Consider the following 16,612-nt stretch of genomic DNA (forward strand, 5'->3'; position numbering starts at 1 on the left):
GTTTGAGGCGCTTCGCTCCGTAATGCGGCGCTTTGCCGAAACAACAATCGGCGACGCTCGAGCTAAATGCATTATCGGCGAAAGCGTGATGAATTCGAATGAAACCACGCCAGATCTCGGATGAGCGGCTTTTGCGGATGACGCCAGGGGTCATCGGGCGACCCGACTCCCTCTGTGACGCAACCGCGACGCAATCGCCAAAGGCGCAGCTAGTTTCAGGCGCCGTCGCGACGGCGCCCCATGTGCTCAGAATTGTCGGCGCCGACGCGGTCGTCAGCGTGATCGATCACGGGGAAGGCGTGCCGCACGAAGATCGCGAGGCGATTTTCGAGCCGTTTTGGCGTAAGAGCGAGACGACGCCCGGCTCCGGCCTCGGCCTCGCCATCGCGCGCGAGCTGATGGAAAAGCTGCGCGGCCGCATTTGGGTGGAGGACACGCCGGACGGCGGCGCGACCTTCCGCCTGCTTTTCCCCAAGGCGCAGTGAGACTGCCCTACGGCAAGAGCCGACCGCCGGCGACGCCCGACGAAAGCGGCGGACGAGCCGCCATTTTCAAGCTCGCCTTCCGCGCGCCGACAGCAAACGGGCGATCCGGTCACGCAGATCGGCGAACGTCAGAAAAAGCACCGGCGTCGTGTACAGCGTCAGCAATTGGCTGAGCAGGAGGCCGCCGACGATCGTGATGCCGAGCGGACGGCGAATTTCCGCTCCATCGCCGAAGCTCGCCACCAGCGGAATGGCGCCGAACAGCGCCGCCGCCGTCGTCATCATGATCGGACGGAACCGCAGACGGCAGGCCTCGACGATCGCATCATGATCGCTCCACCCTCTCTGACGCTTGGCGTCGAGCGCGAAGTCGATCATCATGATCGCGTTCTTCTTCACGATGCCGATGAGCAGAAACAGGCCGATCAGCGCGATGACATCGAGCTCCGAGCCGAAGGCGAACAGCGCGAGAAGCGCGCCGACCCCGGCGGATGGCAGAGTCGAAAGGATCGTGATCGGATGCAGATAGCTCTCATAGAGCATGCCCAGCACGATATAGACCGCCGCCAGCGCCATCACGATCAGTAAAGGCATGTCACTCTGAGACGATTGAAAAACGCGAGCGATTCCTTCCATCCCACGATGCACGCTCGCAGGCATGCGGATCTCGGCGCTCACCCGATCGAATTCGGCGACAGCATCGCTGAGCGACGCGCCGATCGCGAGATTGAAGGAGATCGTCGCCGCGACGAAAGGTCCTTGATGATTGATCGCGAGCGGCGTCGCGCCTCGCTTCATGCGCGTGAAAGCGACGAGCGGCGTCATTGTCTCGACCGCGGTGCTCACCGCCGAGCCGCTCGAGGCGCCGCTGCGGCCGGAATTGGCGATGGCGTTGGTCGAGGCGTTGCGGGCCGAGTCGAGCGAAAGATTGGCGGTCGCCAATGACGTCGCCGAGGTGACGGAGCCGGCCGGCAGCACGGAGGAGGCCGTGCCGCTCGCCGGCTTGGCCGCCGTGCTCACATAGATCTCGCGCAGAATCTGCGGGTCCTGCCAATAGCGCGGCGCGACCTCCATCACGACACGATATTGGTTGATCTCGCTGTAGATCGTCGACACTTGCCGCTGCCCGAACGCGTCATTGAGCGTATTGTCGATCTGCGCCGGCGTGAGGCCGAGACGAGACATGGTGTCCCGGTCGATGTCGATATAAGTCTCGACGCCGTTTTCCTGCTGATCCGTATTCACATCCACGACGACGCTGCTGCCTTGCAGCGCGCGCATCAGCTTCGGCGCCCATTCGGAGAGCTCGGCCGAGCTGTCGGCCAAAAGCGTATATTGATAAAGCGCGCCGCCGGGCCGCCCGCCGGCGCGCAGATCCTGCACCGGCTGGAGAAAGAGCCGCGCGCCCGCGACTTGGCCCAGCTTGGGCCGCAGCCGCTCGATGACCTGCGCGGAGGTCACGTCGCGTTCGGCGAGCTTCTTCAGCGTGACGAAGACCGAACCGCTGCTCACGGAGCCGGGCGGCCCGCCTCCGCTGCCCGCCCCCGTGTTGCCCGCCACCACCTCCACCGCCGGATCATTTTGGATAATTGCGATGAATTCTTCCAGCTTCTCCTTCATGGATTGAAACGACGCGCTCTGATCCGCCTGAATCGATCCTTGCAGGCGGCCCGTGTCCTGCTCCGGAAAAAAGCCTTTCGGAATGATGACGAATAGAGTGACCGTCATCGCGATCGCGGCGACGAGCGAGAGCATGACGGGGCCGCGATGACGCAGAGCCGCGGCAAGGCTTCTCTCATAGCCGCGCGCGATCAGAGCGAAGGGTCGGCTCGGACGGCGGTCGCGCCGCGGTCCGGCGCGCAATATCACGGAGCAGAGCATTGGAGTCGTTGTCAACGAGACGACGAGCGAGACCAGAATCGTGATCGACAGCGTGACCGAAAATTCTCGAAACAGTCGTCCGAGCAGTCCGCCCATCATCAGCAAGGGCAGAAAGACCGCGATCAGCGACAGGCTGATCGAGAGGACGGTGAAGCCGACCTCGCGCGCGCCGCGCAGCGCGGCCTCGCGCCGCGACAAGCCCGCCTCGAGATGACGCTCGATATTCTCGAGCACGACGATTGCGTCGTCGACAACGAAGCCCGTCGCGATCGTCAAAGCCATCAGCGACAGAATGTCGAGACTGTAGCCGAGAAGATACATGGCCCCGAATGCGCCGGCGATCGACACTGGCACGGCGACGGCCGGCACCAGCGCGGCGCGCCATTCGCCGATGAACAGAAACACGACGACAATGACGAGCGCGACGGCGATGAAAAGCGTGAGCTCGGTGTCTCGCAGAGAGGCGCGGATCGTCGTGCTGCGATCAGAGGTCGGAATAATCTCGACATCGCTCGGCATCGCCGCCGCGAGCTTGGGAAGCTGGGCCTTGATCTGATCGACCGTCTCGAGGATATTCGCCCCCGGCTGGCGGAAAATGCTCAATACGATCGCAGGCTTGCCCAGCACGATCGCCGCGTTGCGCACATCGGCGACCGAATCCGTCACCTCCGCGAGATCGGCGAGGCGCACGGGATTGCCGTTGCGATAGGCGACGATCAGCGGCAGATAGTCATCCGCGCGCGTCGCCTGATCATTCGTGTAGACCTGCCGTCGCGCGCCGCCGCGAATAATATCGCCCTTGGGACTATTGGCGTTGGCGGAAGCGAGAGCCGCTCGCACATCCTCGAGTCCGACGCCATATTTGAACAGCGCCGATGGATTGAGCTCGACACGCACGGCCGGCGAAGCGCCGCCGTTGATCGCGACTTGTCCGACGCCGGGAAATTGCGACAGCCGCTGCTGAAGCACATTGCTCGCTGCGTCATAGAGCTGCGCGCGGGAGAGCGATTTCGACGTAAGGGCGAGAATCAGGATCGGCGCATCGGCGGGGTTGAACTTGCGATAGGTGGGGTTCGAGGAGATCCCGGTGGGAAGATCCGCCGCCGCGGCGTTGATCGCCGCCTGAACGTCGCGGGCGGCGCCGTTGATGTCGCGGTCGAGCCCGAATTGCAGCACGATGCTGGTCTGGCCAGTCTTGCTCGTCGAGGTCATCTCGGACACATCGGCGATCGCGCCCAGCCTTCGCTCCAAAGGACCGGCGAGACTCGTCGCGACCGTTTGCGGAGAGGCGCCCGGCAGCGAGGCGGAGACCGAGAGCGTCGGCATGTCCACCTGCGGCAGCGGCGCCACCGGCAAGCGCACGAAAGCGAGCGCGCCGGCGAGCGTCAAGCCGATCGTCAGCAATATGGTCGCGATCGGCCGCTCGATGAAAGGCGCCGAAATATTCATTCGGTCGCCTCCGCCTGCGCGCGCTCTTCGTCTCCGCCGCCGAGCCGCGCGAAACGAGACGCCAGCCGATCGAAATAGAGATAGACGACCGGCGTAGAGAACAGAGTGAGCATCTGGCTCACGAGCAGGCCGCCGACGATGGAGACGCCGAGTGGCTGACGCAGCTCGGAGCCGACGCCGGAGCCGAGCATGAGCGGGATGGCGCCGAGCATGGCGGCCAGCGTCGTCATCAGGATCGGACGGAAGCGGAGCAGGCACGCCCGATAGATCGCCTCTCGCGGAGCCAGCCCGTCGACGCGCTGCGCGTCGAGCGCGAAGTCGATCATCATGATGGCGTTCTTCTTCACGATGCCGATGAGCAGAATAATGCCGATGACGCCCATGACGTCGAGATCATAGCCAGCGATCATCAAGGCGAGCAGCGCCCCGACGCTGGCGGACGGAAGCGTCGACAAAATGGTGATCGGATGTACGAAGCTCTCGTAGAGAACGCCGAGAACGATATACATGGTCACGATCGCGGCCAGGATCAGCAGCAGCTCATTGGTGGACGAGGCCGTGAAAGCCGCTGCGGCGCCCTGCATCGCGAGCGTGAAGCTCTCCGGCAGCTCGATCTCCGCCTGCGCCGCCTCGATCGCCCGCACCGCGGCGCCGAGCGAGACGCCCGGCGCGAGATCGAAAGAAATCGTCGTCGCCGGAAATTGCCCGAGATGAGTGATCTGGAGCGGTCCGTCGCGCTCTTGCAGGCGCATGATCGCGGTGAGTGGCACCTGACCGCTCGATGAGGAGGAGGAAGACGGCAGATAGAGGCCGGCGAGCGCGGCGTCCGACGCATGAAACTTCGGGTCGAGCTCGAGAATGACGCGATATTGGTTCGATTGCATGTAGATCGTCGAGACGATGCGCTGGCCGAAGGCGTCGTAGAGCATATTGTCGACCGCCGCCATGGTGACGCCGAATCGCGCCGCGGTGGCGCGGTCGATCAGAATGTCGAGCGCCTTGCCGCGGCTCTGAAGATCGCTCGCGACATTGGCGAGCTCGGGCGCCTCGCGCAGCCGCTCGACGAGCTTGGGCGTCCACTCGCGCAACGAAGCGAGATCGACGTTCTCGAGCACGAAATGATAGGCGGCCTTGCTGGCCGTCGAATCGATCGTCAAATCCTGCACCGGCTGCATATAGAGCTGCACGCCGGGAATTTGGGACGCCGCATCCTGGAGCCGCGCGATCACCTCGGTCACGCTCGCCCTGCGCTGCGGCTGAGGCTTCAGCGAGATAGAGAAGCGTCCGGCGTTCAGCGTCGTGTTCGCGCCATCGACGCCGACCGAGGAGCTGACGGTCTCCACATCCGGATCGCGGAGGATCACGTCGCCGAGCGCCCGTTGCTTCTCGACCATGCCGGCGAAGGAAATGTCCTGCGCGGCTTCGGAAATCGCCTGGATGGCGCCAGTGTCCTGCGGCGGAAAAAATCCCTTCGGTATGACGACATAGAGCAGGCAGGTGAGCGCCAACGTCCCCACCGTCACGGCGAGCATCGTCGGCTGATGCTCGAGCACGATGTCGAGCCCCCGTCCATAGACGCGGATCATTGCGTCGATCGCGCGCTCCGCCGCGCGATCGAAGCGGCTGCGTTGCGCGTCGGGCCGGTGACGCAGCAGCTTGGCGCAGAGCATCGGCGCGAGCGAGAGAGCGACGAAGGCGGAGATGACGATGGTCACGGCCAGCGTGACGGCGAATTCGTGAAAGAGCCGCCCGACGATATCGCCCATGAACAGCAGAGGGACCAGCACAGCGACGAGCGAGACAGTGAGCGAGACGATGGTGAAGGCGATCTGCGCCGAGCCGCGCAGCGCCGCCTGCAGCGGCGTGGCGCCCGCCTCCATGTGCCGCGCAATGTTCTCGATCACGACGATCGCGTCGTCCACGACGAAGCCGGTCGAGATGGTGAGCGCCATGAGCGAAAGATTGTCGAGGCTGAAGCCGAAGAAATACATGGCGACGAAGGCGCCGACGAGCGACAAGGGGACCGACAGGCTCGGAATGAGCGTCGCCGGCAGATTGCGCAGAAAGGCGAAGATCACCAGGACGACGAGCGCAACGGCGAGAACGAGCTCGAACTCGACATCCTCGACAGAAGCGCGGATCGTGGTCGTGCGGTCGCTCAGCACCGATATGTCGATCGCCGCGGGAAGCGAGGCCCGCAGCTGCGGCAGCATGGCTTTGACGTTCTCGACGACCTCGATGACATTGGCGCCCGGCTGGCGGCGGATGTCCAGGATGATCGCCGGAGTGGAATTGGCCCAGGACGCGATGCGGTCATTCTCTGGACCATTGCGCACCTCCGCCACATCGGAGAGGCGAACCGGATTGCCGTTGCGAAAGGCGATGACGGTCTTGCCGAATTGCTTCGGATCGTCGATCTGATCATTGGCGTTGATCGTCGAGGATTGCTTCGGCCCGTCGAAGCCGCCCTTTGGCGCATTGGTGTTGGTGTTGGCGATGACGGTGCGCAGATCGTCGATGTTCAGCCCATATTTGGCGAGCGCAGTCGGATTGAAGCTGACGCGGATCGCGCGACGCTGGCCATGACCCATCGCCACGAGCCCCACGCCCGGCAGCTGCGAGAGCTTTTGCGCGAGCCTCGTCTCGATGAGGTCCTCCACCTCGATCAGCGGCAGCGACTTCGATGTGACGGCGAGCGTCATGATCGGCGCGTCGGCCGGATTGATCTTGGCGTAGACCGGCGGCGTCGGCAGATCTTGCGGCAGAAGATTGCCGCCGGCGTTGATCGCCGCCTGCACCTGCTGCTCGGCCACGTCGAGGCTCAAGGCGAGATCGAATTGCAATGTGATCATCGAGGCGCCGGCGGAGCTCGCCGAGGTCATCTGCTTCAGCCCGGGCATCTGGCCGAACTGCCGCTCGAGCGGCGCGGTCACGGCGGACGTCATCACCTCCGGACTCGCGCCCGGATAGAAGGTCTGCACCTGGATCGTCGGATAATCGACGGCCGGCAGAGCGGAAAGCGGCAATTGCCGATAGGCGAACAATCCCGCGAGCAGGATGGCCGCCATCAGCAGGGTCGTGGCGACCGGACGCAGGATGAAAATCTTCGAGGGATTCATGTCTCAGCCCCGGCTTCGCCGAAAGGATGCGCGTCGAAGCGCGCTCACTGCGTCTCCGACGGCGGCCGCGGCGGGCGGCGCTCGCGCGCGCGTTCTGGGTCGGAACGGCGCTTCTCTGGCGGTGGCGCGGCCCCGCCGTCGCCGCCGGCGACGATCCTGACCTCCGCGCCGTCACGCAGACGATCGGCTCCGTCGGTGACGACGCGCTCGCCCTCGGTCAGCCCTTGCGCGATCTCGACCATGCCGTTGTTGTATCCGGCGAAATCGTCGTAATGCTCGCCGGCGGACGGCGTGATCTGCTGCATCACGACGCGATTTTGATCCGTTACCTTATAGACGAAGAGGCCGGAGGCGCCCGATCGGATCGCCGTCTTCGGAACGACCAGCGCCTTCTCGTGAATATCGACCAGCAAGTGAACATTGACGAATTGATTGGGATAGAGCTTTTCATCGGCGTTCTCGAGCTCGGCGCGGCCGCTGACCATTCCGGTCGTCGTATCGATCGAATTGTCGAGCGTTTGCAGCCGCCCCACCGCGATCTGCTTGGTGTCGGAGCGGTCGAAGACTGTCACCTCGAGCGCGCCGCGCTTCTTCTGCGCGCTCGCGATCTCCGGAATATAATCTTCGGGAACGCCGAAGATCACCGAGATCGGATCGATCTGCGCGACGAGGGCGATGGCGTCGCCCGTCGACACATAGCTGCCCGCGTCGATCTTCCTCAAGCCGACGCGGCCGCGGATCGGCGAGACGATGCGCGCATAGGTCAAATTCAAGCTCTGATTATCGACCAGAGCCTGATCTGCCTTGACGCTGCCTTCATATTGCTTGACGATCCAGTTCTGATTGTCGGCCTGCTGGCGCGCGATCGAATCGAGCTTCTTCAGCGATTGATAGCGGCGCAGATCGTCGCGCGCCTGATCGAGGAGGCCCTGATCGCGGAGCAGCTGCCCCTCATATTGCGCCTTCGACGCCTCATAGGGCCGCGGATCGATCTGCGCGAGAAAATCGCCTTTTTGAACGAGCTGGCCTTCCTTGAAGCCTATGTCGGTCAGATAGCCGCTGAGCTGCGTCTTGACGGAGACATTGGCGATCGGCGTCACAGTTCCGAGGAGGCCATGGCGAACGATCTTCACATCGAGACGCGCCGCATCGGCCACGGCGACCGGCTGCGGTCCGCCGAGGGCGCGCCGCGCGGCCCGCGGCGGCGGCGACTCCTTCGTCCCGATTACACGATAGGCGGCGTAGCACGCCGCGACGACGAGCAATGCCGCTACGCCATAAAAGATCCGCGAACGACGCAAGGCGGCGAGCCCGGCGAGACTCGCGGTCTTGCGTCTGCCGGACGGCGCCGCGTCGGACTCGAGGGGAAGAGCTTTCTCGTCCATTTTCATCTCGCTGACTGCGCGGTCTCGAATGCGGCCGGAAGCGCGCTCGCGGGAACCGGGAGCGGCGGCTCGATCGCGGAGAGCGCGTCGATGGCGGGCAGACGCGAGGCGTCCCATCCGCCGCCGAGCGCCCCGATCAGATTGACGGTCGCGACGAACAGATTCTGCCGCGCCGTCAACGCCGATTCGATGCCGGAGAGCAGCGTCGCCTGCGCGGTGACGACCGATGTGAAGGCGACCGTGCCGACCCGATATTGGTTGAAATAGACGTCGACCGCCTCGCGCGCCTCGGCGACCGCCTTATCCAGTCGCTTGACTTGCGCGGAGAGCGCGCGGATCGACGCGAGATCGTCCTCGACCTGCTGAAAGGCGGTGAGCACGGTCTGACGATAGGTCGCGACCGCCTGACGATAGGACGCTTCGGCCGCCTTGCGCTGCGCGTCGAGCAGGCCGCCGTCGAACAAAGTCTGCGTGGCGCTTCCGGCCAGCGACCAGGCCTCATGCGCGGCCGTCACCGGCCAGGGCTTGGCGGCCGCGAAATCGAGCGCCGGAGACAGGCTCACGCGCGGATAGAAATTGGCGATCGCGACGCCGATCAGCGCATTTTGCTGCTGCAGCCGCCGCTCCGCCGCAGCGATGTCGGGTCGGCGCTCCAGCAGCTCCGAGGGCAGGCCCGCGGGCGCGACGGGCGGCGTCTTGCCCGACCAGCGGCGCTTGCGAATCGAAAGCTCCGACGGGCTACGCCCGATCAGAACCGCGATCGCATGCTCATATTGCGCGCGCTGCAATCCGACATTGATCGCGGTCGCCTCGGTCGACAGCACCTGATTGTCGGCGGTGACGAAATCCGCGCGCGAGGTGGTGCCGATCGTATATTGGTTCTTCAGAATGTCGCGCGTGCGCCGAAACAGCACGAGCGTGCTCTCGATCGAGGCCAGCAGCTCGTCGGAAGTGCGAAGGCTGAAATAGGCGACGGCGAGCTGGATTTGCGCAGAAAGCTTCGCATTGGCGAGATCGGCGGCGCTGACCTGCGCCGCGGCGGCGTCGGCCTCCACAGTGCGGCGAATGCGGCCCCAGACGTCGATCTCCCAATCGAGATTGGTCGCGACCGACACATTGCTCGAATAGACGACCGAGCCGCTCGAGACGGAGCGGCTTCTCGATGGCGTGTAGCCGGTCGTCACCGTCGGAAAGAGGCCGGCCTGGCCTTCCCGCACGAGCTGACGCGACTGATCGTAAGCCGCGGCGGCGGCCGCCACCGTCTGATTGGAGATTTCGACCTGCGCGACGAGCTTGGTGAGATCCTCGTCCTGGAAGACGAGCCACCAGTCGCCGCGATCGGCGATGTCGAGCGGCGAGATCGGCTTCCAGCGCTCACGCGCGCCGGCGGCCGTGCTCTTTCGATCGCTCTCTTTGAATTTGACGGGAGCGACGTCCGTCGGCGGCGCATAATCCGGCCCCGCCATGCATCCCGCGAGCGAGGCGATCAACGCTCCGGCGGCGCCCGCGCCCGCGAGACGTCGCAGGCGCTGCGCCGTTCGACATTTCGGAGGGGAGAGCGCATTGACGCCGCTCTCGACCGATCGCGTCGATCGCCAATTCATCCTCGACTCGATCACCGACGACCCGCCCTTCGTCCCCTGAACACGCCGCCAGAAGCTAGACAGGACCACAGGGACGGTCGAGTTAAAATTACTTAATTTATCCACAGACCGGTTTCGCGCTTTCCCTCCGTCTTGCGCGGACATGATTCGAGCGCCCCGGGATTCCAGGCGTTTCGATCCCGTCTCATGGCTGGACAGCCCGCAAAAATCGAGTTCGGGCGTCGGAATTTGCGCTTGTCGATTGGACTGGCTTCGCGCCGGTTCGATAGACCGCCCCGCTCCGAGGCTCGGCGCCGGGTTCCGCGAACAGCCGCTGGGCCAGCGCCGCGTCCATCAGCTGCGCCCGGACGCGGCCGCTCGGCATGACAGCGCCGATGCGCGCTCGGGGTCGAGCAAGAGGCTGTTCGGCTGGTTCGGGAGGCGAAGGGGCCTTTTCGGTGGCGAAGAGCCTGGGCGCTGGCTGCAGCAGGGCAAGGCGCCGAGCTTTCTGACGCCAGCCGCGCTCGACGCCAATTCGGCGCGCGGCGCGGAAGAAGGGACCGCAAATGTTTCGCGAGCTTTTTGGCGCGGGCGTCGCCTGCAATTTCGTCGCGCAGACCAGTAGACGGCCGCACAGACGCGAGCGTCGGGCCATGCGAGACACGCGATAGACATAAATTGCCTTCGCGGAATCGAGGCCGCCTCGATAGAGGAAGCGACTCTATATCTCCTTGTTCGGTCGTGTTTTCTTCACGCGAACCGCCCCACTTCGTTCGAAAACACTCTAGGCCGTCAGTATGGCGCCGCCGTCGACGACAATGTCCTGCATGACGATATGGCTCGCGAGATCCGACGCCAGAAAGGCGATGACATTGGCGATCTCCTGCGGCGTCGCGATCTTGCCGAGCGGAACGCCGAGCTTGAACGCCTCCGGAGAGCCGGCGATGACGCGCTGCTCGGCGTCCGGCGCGCGCCACATGGCGCGCTGCATGGGCGTGTCGGTCGAGCCGGGAGAGACGAGATTGCATCGCACCCCATAGGGCGCCAGCTCCAGCGCGACGCAATGCGTCAGGCTGGCGAGCGCAGCCTTGGAGGCGCAATAGGCCGCCATCGACAGGCGCGGAACATGCGCCGCATTGGAGCCGACCGTCACCACGGCGCCGGAGCGCTGGCGCTTGAACTGAGCGATCGTGTTGCGGAGCAGATGAAAAGCGCCCGAGACATTGACGTCGAAAGAGGCGCGCCAATCCTCGAGGCTCACCTCCTCCGTGGCGCCGAGACGCAGAATTCCCGCCGCGTTGACGAGCACATCCAGCCGTCCCGATTCGTCCAGCAGATGCGCGCAGGCGCGCTCCGCCTGCGCGTGATCGGCGATATCGACGACGAGCGTGCGAAAGGGATAGCGCGCGTCGGCGAACGCTTTGTCCAGCCCGACGACATTCGCGCCGAGCGCGACGAATGTCGTCGCGGCGCAAAGGCCGATCCCCTGCCCCGCGCCCGTCACCCAGACGCTCTTGCCGTCGAAACCCATCTGCAAGCTCTGCGCAGAATTCATCTCGTCCCTCCTTTCGTGACGAGAATGATCACGCCGCCGTGAGCTTGCGCTCGATCAGCGCCCACCAGCCGTCGAGCGTCGGATTGTCGACGAGATCGACGAAGCCGATCTCGACGCCGAGCTTGCGCCACTCTGTCACCAGCGTCATGACGCGAATGGAATCGAGCCCGTAATTCATGAGATTCTCGTCGGGATCGAAAATCTCTCCGTCGAGCGAGATGAGCGTTCGCACGCGCGCCTCGACTTGCGCGCGCGTGAGGCGCGGCGCCGGTGCGCCGATCAGCGCATCCGCGGCGACGACGACGCCGCAGCGGCCGGCGACATAACGCAAGGTCATGTCGTGGTCTTCGGGCGAGAAATCGGCGATGGCGTCGCCGACGACGAAGGTCTCGAAATCGCGCATGAAGGAATCGAGCGCCGTCGTCAGGCATCCGATATGCCCATAGACGCCGCAGATCACGAGCTGATCGCGCCCCCACTCTCTCATCATCGCTTCGAGCGGCGAACGCTGAAACGCGCTGTAACGCCATTTGACGAGCACAGTGTCGTCGCTTTCAGGCGCCAGCGCGGCGGCTATGTCCTTCAGCTGCGGATGCGCGTTCAGCCCCGGCCCCCACATATCGTTCAGCAGGCCGCGATCCTTCGGGCTCTGATCGATCGGCTGGGCCGTGTAGACGATTGGAACGCTGCGCGACTTGCAGAAGGCGCGCAGCGCCGCGACATTGGCGACGAGCTGCGTGACAAGCGGGCTCTCCTCGCCGAAGAAATGCAGGAAATAATCCTGCATGTCGTGAATGAGCAGCACGGCGCGCTCGGGCGCGAAAGTCCAGCCGACCTTGTTCTTCGGAAAATCCTCGGGCCGCGGCAGCGAATAGGTCGGAAGCCGGGGAATGGCCATTGTCGTTTCCTCTCCACGCATCAGGAAGCGGGTCTGCTCGAGACGAGATCGCGCAAGGCGCGCTTGTCGATCTTGCCGGCGGCCGTGACCGGCAGCCGCTCGAGAAATTCGAATCGGTCCGGCAGCTTGAATTCCGCAACGCCGAGCGCGCGCAAATGCTTGCGCAATGCGAGCGGCCGCACGTCGCCGCGCGCCACGACGCAGGCGCAGCTCTTCTCGCCCATCAGCGCGTCGGGCGTCGCGACCAGCGCGGCGTCGGCGACTTGGGCGTGCGTCAGCAGCAGATTCTCGAGCTCCTCCGCCGCGAATTTCTCGCCGCCGCGGTTGATCTGATCCTTCTTGCGCCCGACGACTTGAATATGTCCCGTCTCCGTCAGGCGCACGAGATCGCCGGAGCGATAGAAGCCCTCGGCGTCGAAGGCGCGCGCGTTCTCCTCGGCGGCGCGATGATAGCCGCGGAATGTATAGGGTCCGCGCGTGAGCAATTCGCCGATCTCGCCGACGCCGACCGGCGCCCCCTGCGCATCGACGATCTTCACCTCATCGTCCTCGCACATAGGCCGTCCCTGCGTCGTGAAGATCGTCTCCTCGTCATCATCGAGGCGCGTATAGTTCACCAGCCCTTCGGCCATGCCGAACACTTGCTGCAAGCGGCAGCCGAGCGTCGCGGGAATGCGCCGTGCGACCGTTTCGCCGAGCCGCGCGCCGCCGACCTGCAATAGGCGCAGGCTCGAAAGCGGCGCCTCGTCGGCCGCGGCCTCCAGCCAGAGCATGGCGATCGGCGGCGCCACGGCGGCGATGTCGACGCCATGGCGGCGGATGAGATCGAAGCAGACGGACGGGCTCGGGTCCGGCGCCAGCACGACCGTTCCGCCCATGTGAAACACGCCGAGCGCGCCCGGCGAGCTGAGCGGAAAATTATGCGGCGCCGGCAGCGCGCAGAGATAGCGGCTGTTCTCGGTCAAGCCGCAGATCTCCGCGCTGCGGCGCAGGCTGTAATAATAATCGTCATGCGTGCGCGGAATGAGCTTTGGCGTTCCCGTGCTGCCGCCCGACAATTGCAGAAGGGCGACCTCTTGCGGCGTGGAGCCGCGCAGCTCTCGCGCCGAGACGTCGTAGCGACGCTCAGCGAAAGGCGCGAGGCTTTCTGCATAAGACGTCTCGCCGAGAATCTGCACGACGCGCAGCGCCGGAATAGCGATCTGCAAGGCTTCGACATAAGCGCCATTGGCGAATAGCGGATGCCGCGCGCAGGCGATGAGCAGCGCGGGGCGTATCTGATCCGCATAGGCCGACAGCTCGAGGCGATTATGGCTGAACAGCGCATTGACCGGCGCAACGCCGATTTTCAGCAGAGCGAAGAGCACCGCATAGAATTCCGCGACATTCGGGAGCTGAACGAGCGCCGTATCCCCCGCGCGCAGGCCCTGGCGCGAGAAACCTATGGCGAGGCTCGTCGACCAGGCGTCGAGCTCGGCATAGCTGAAGCGGCGCTCGCCGCAGATGATCGCCGTGGCGTCGGGGGCGATCTCCAGCCGCTTCGCGAGGAGAGCGGTCAGAGGCTCGCCGCGCCAATAGCCCTTCTCGCGATAGCGGCGCGCGAGATCTTCGGGCCAGGGAGTGAAGTCGACGCTCATTGCGCGATCCCCCGCTCGACGCCGAAAGCGCGCAGCATGGTGGTGAGCTTGGCTTCGGTCTCCGCCCATTCGGCGCGCGGGTCGGAGGCCTCGACGATCCCCGCTCCGGCGAACAGGCGCACGACCATCTCGTTCACCGTGCCGCAACGAATGGCGATCGCCCATTCGCCGTCGCCGCTCTCATCGCACCAGCCGACGATTCCGGCGAAGAATCCGCGATCGAAAGGCTCCAGCCGCTCGATCAGCATGCGCGCCTGCGCGGTCGGCGACCCACATATGGCCGGCGTCGGATGCAGCAGGCTCGCGAGCTGCAGCGCGGAGAGACGTCCGTCGGCGAGCTCGCCGGAGATGGAGGTCGAGAGGTGCCACATGGTCGGCGTGTTCATCAGCGCCGGCTCGTCCGGGATGCGCAGCTCGGCGCATAAGGGCTCGAGCAGACGGCGGATTTCGTCGATCACGAGCCTGTGCTCGAAATTGTCCTTGCTCGATTGCAGGAGACGGCGCCCGATGCGCGCGTCCTCGTCCGGCTCTGCGACGCGCTTCGCCGAGCCCGCCAATGGATTGGAGCGGATGGAGCCGCCGATCTTGCGGATGAGCAGCTCGGGGCTCGCGCCGAGCAGAACGCCGCCATCGGGCAGCGGCGCGTGGAAATGATAGCCGGCGGGATTCTGGCGCCGCAGAATTTCGAGAATCGCGACGGCGTCGACGCGCTCGGCGAATTCGATCTCGAGAATGCGCGACAGCACCGCCTTGCGCGCATGGCCGTCGCGAAAATTGGCGACGGCCTGGGCGACGGCCTCCTCGAATCCGCTCTGGCCCGGCACGCTGCGATACCAGAGCGCGGGAACACTGGCCTTCGCCTCTGGCGCGCTCGTCGCCATGCGCGGCGCGCTGATGCGATGCGTCTTCGGCGCGAAGAGGAAGGAGGGCTGACGCGAGTCGAAGGGGATCGCGCCGACGACGATCGGATGATCCTGTCCCGCGCGACGCGCTCTCGCCAGCGCAGCGTCGACCGCCGCCTGCAGAACGCTGTCTGCGCCCCCGCCGCCGACCGCGGGCGTGCGTATTCGCTCGAAAACGCCATAGGCCTCTATGGCGAAATGGGGCGAGCTGAACAGAAACGACGGCTTTTCAGCCTGCGCCGAAATCTCTCTGGAAGGCCTTTCTGCGACAATCGCGTCCATCGGAACGCTCCTTTGTGGACGAATGAAAATCGGTCGAGCGGGACGCGCGGTCCCGGCCGCGGCGGCGCACGCCGTCGCGTTTGGGAAGAAAGCGGTCCCTCTTTTGTTCTGGGCGTCGCGCCTCAGCCGGAGGGCGCGAGGCTCTGCTTTTCCTTTTCGATCGCCACGCCTTCGGCGGCGGGTTCGGCCGGCGATCGGCGCAACGCGCCAAAGGCCGCCGCCATCGGCAAGAAGGAGAAAAGAGCGGCGAGGCCAAAGGCGCCCACCGCCGGCGCGGGCGGAAGAATTCCCCCGAGCAGGCCGAGAAGGAGGGCGCCGAGCGCGTCGCCGACGATGAATTGCGCGGTCCAGAGTCCATTGACGCGCCCACGCAGCTGGTCCGGCGTGTTCTTCTGCACCAGCGTGAATTGCAGCAGCGAGACGATGGAGCCGAGATAGCCGTAGACGACGAGGACGAGCAGCGCCGGGACCAGTCCGCCGGCGGCGCCGAGCGCGGCCAGCGCCGCGAATGCGGCCGCGGCGCAGGCGAGCAGAGCGAGGCCTGGACGCGCGAGGCGCGCGACGAAGCCGCTCGTCGTCGCGCCGAGCATCGCGCCGAGCGGAACGGCGGAATACATGAGCCCCGCATCGGCCGGGCCGTTCCCATAGGCGCTCGCGAGCGCCGGAAACAGCACGCGCACGCCGCCGGCGAGGCTCGCCAGCGTTCCCACCGCGACCACGGCGCCGACGATGCGATTTTCGAAAAGATAGCGCACGCCCGACAGCAGCGCGCGCGCTGGCGTCTCCGGGCTCGCGCCCATCAACGGCAGCGACTTGGGCGGCAGCGGCGGCAGGCGCAGCAGCGGCGCCAGCGTCGCCAGCACGCCGGCCGCGGCGCAGGCGTAGGTCCAGCCGACACCCGCCGATATGATGAGCAGCCCGCCGAGCGCCGGCGAGGCGACGCCGCCGAGCCGCATGGCGATCATGTTGAGCGCGCCGGCGGCCGCGAGATTTTCGCGCCCGACGATGGCCGGCGTCGCGGCGAGCAGCGCCGTCACCCCCAATGCGCTGAAGAAGCCGTCCCAGGCCGCGAGCGCATAGATGACGGCGAGCGAGGGCGCGGCCGCAAGCCCGTTGAGGGCGAGCGCGACAAAGCCGAGGCCGCAGGTTCCGCGCGCGAAGAGGATGAGCTTGCGGCGGTCGTGGCGATCCGCCAGCACCCCGCCGGTGAGGAGGCCGACGAAGGCCGCACCGCCGCCGAAAGCGACGACGAATCCGGCGGCGGCGGGTGAGCCGGTCAGCTGCAGCGCCTGCACGGGAACCGCGACGGTGAGCAGGCCGAGCGCGAACAGCGACAGCGTCCGCGCCACGAACACCGCGCGGAAATCGCGATTGTCTCGCAGCAGGCTGAAATCGGTCAAAATGCGAGGTTGGGTCATGTTGGTCCGATCGCTGGA

9 protein-coding genes and 1 pseudogene are annotated in these 16,612 nt (G+C 65.5%); 1 reads left to right on the plus strand and 9 read right to left on the minus strand.

Annotation, left to right across the window (positions count from 1 at the left end; genetic code table 11):
• Positions 1-242 precede the first annotated feature (242 nt).
• Positions 243-485: pseudogene (locus METLW3_RS29215) on the plus strand (ATP-binding protein); the annotation flags it as partial.
• A gap of 66 nt (positions 486-551) precedes the next feature.
• On the opposite strand, the gene METLW3_RS0123715 reads toward METLW3_RS29215, so the two are convergent.
• The 9 genes from METLW3_RS0123715 to entS all read right to left on the minus strand — a co-directional run bounded on the left by METLW3_RS0123715 (position 552) and on the right by entS (position 16,594).
• Entirely contained in the window at positions 552-3,815 is a 3,264-nt protein-coding gene (locus tag METLW3_RS0123715; RefSeq protein ID WP_024882209.1) for an efflux RND transporter permease subunit, read from the minus strand.
• Positions 3,812-6,934 (minus strand): multidrug efflux RND transporter permease subunit, encoded by a 3,123-nt coding sequence (locus METLW3_RS0123720; RefSeq protein WP_024882210.1) that lies wholly within the window; start codon positions 6,932-6,934, stop codon positions 3,812-3,814. The genes METLW3_RS0123715 and METLW3_RS0123720 overlap by 4 nt, the downstream gene beginning before the upstream one ends.
• Positions 6,935-6,978: 44 nt before the next feature.
• Positions 6,979-8,319, minus strand: a complete 1,341-nt coding sequence (locus METLW3_RS0123725; protein WP_024882211.1) for an efflux RND transporter periplasmic adaptor subunit — start codon at positions 8,317-8,319, stop codon at positions 6,979-6,981.
• Positions 8,320-8,321: 2 nt separating this feature from the next.
• Positions 8,322-9,923: an efflux transporter outer membrane subunit gene (locus METLW3_RS0123730; protein ID WP_051465613.1), complete on the minus strand. Its 1,602-nt coding sequence runs from the start codon at positions 9,921-9,923 to the stop codon at positions 8,322-8,324.
• A gap of 763 nt (positions 9,924-10,686) precedes the next feature.
• Positions 10,687-11,457 (minus strand): 2,3-dihydro-2,3-dihydroxybenzoate dehydrogenase, encoded by a 771-nt coding sequence (dhbA, locus tag METLW3_RS0123740; RefSeq protein WP_024882214.1) that lies wholly within the window; start codon positions 11,455-11,457, stop codon positions 10,687-10,689.
• Between the two features lie 28 nt (positions 11,458-11,485).
• Complete coding sequence (locus tag METLW3_RS0123745; RefSeq protein ID WP_024882215.1) at positions 11,486-12,355, minus strand: isochorismatase family protein; 870 nt, start codon at positions 12,353-12,355, stop codon at positions 11,486-11,488.
• Between the two features lie 20 nt (positions 12,356-12,375).
• Positions 12,376-13,992, minus strand: coding sequence for a (2,3-dihydroxybenzoyl)adenylate synthase (locus METLW3_RS0123750; protein ID WP_024882216.1), 1,617 nt, complete (start codon positions 13,990-13,992; stop codon positions 12,376-12,378).
• Positions 13,989-15,176, minus strand: coding sequence for an isochorismate synthase (locus METLW3_RS0123755; RefSeq protein ID WP_024882217.1), 1,188 nt, complete (start codon positions 15,174-15,176; stop codon positions 13,989-13,991). Before METLW3_RS0123755 ends, METLW3_RS0123750 begins: the two co-directional genes overlap by 4 nt.
• Positions 15,177-15,298: 122 nt before the next feature.
• On the minus strand, positions 15,299-16,594 hold the full coding sequence (entS, locus tag METLW3_RS0123760) for an enterobactin transporter EntS (protein WP_024882218.1): 1,296 nt from the start codon (positions 16,592-16,594) through the stop codon (positions 15,299-15,301).
• Positions 16,595-16,612 lie beyond the last annotated feature (18 nt).

It is taken from the genome of Methylosinus sp. LW3, assembly GCF_000527115.1.
Classification (GTDB): domain Bacteria; phylum Pseudomonadota; class Alphaproteobacteria; order Rhizobiales; family Beijerinckiaceae; genus Methylosinus.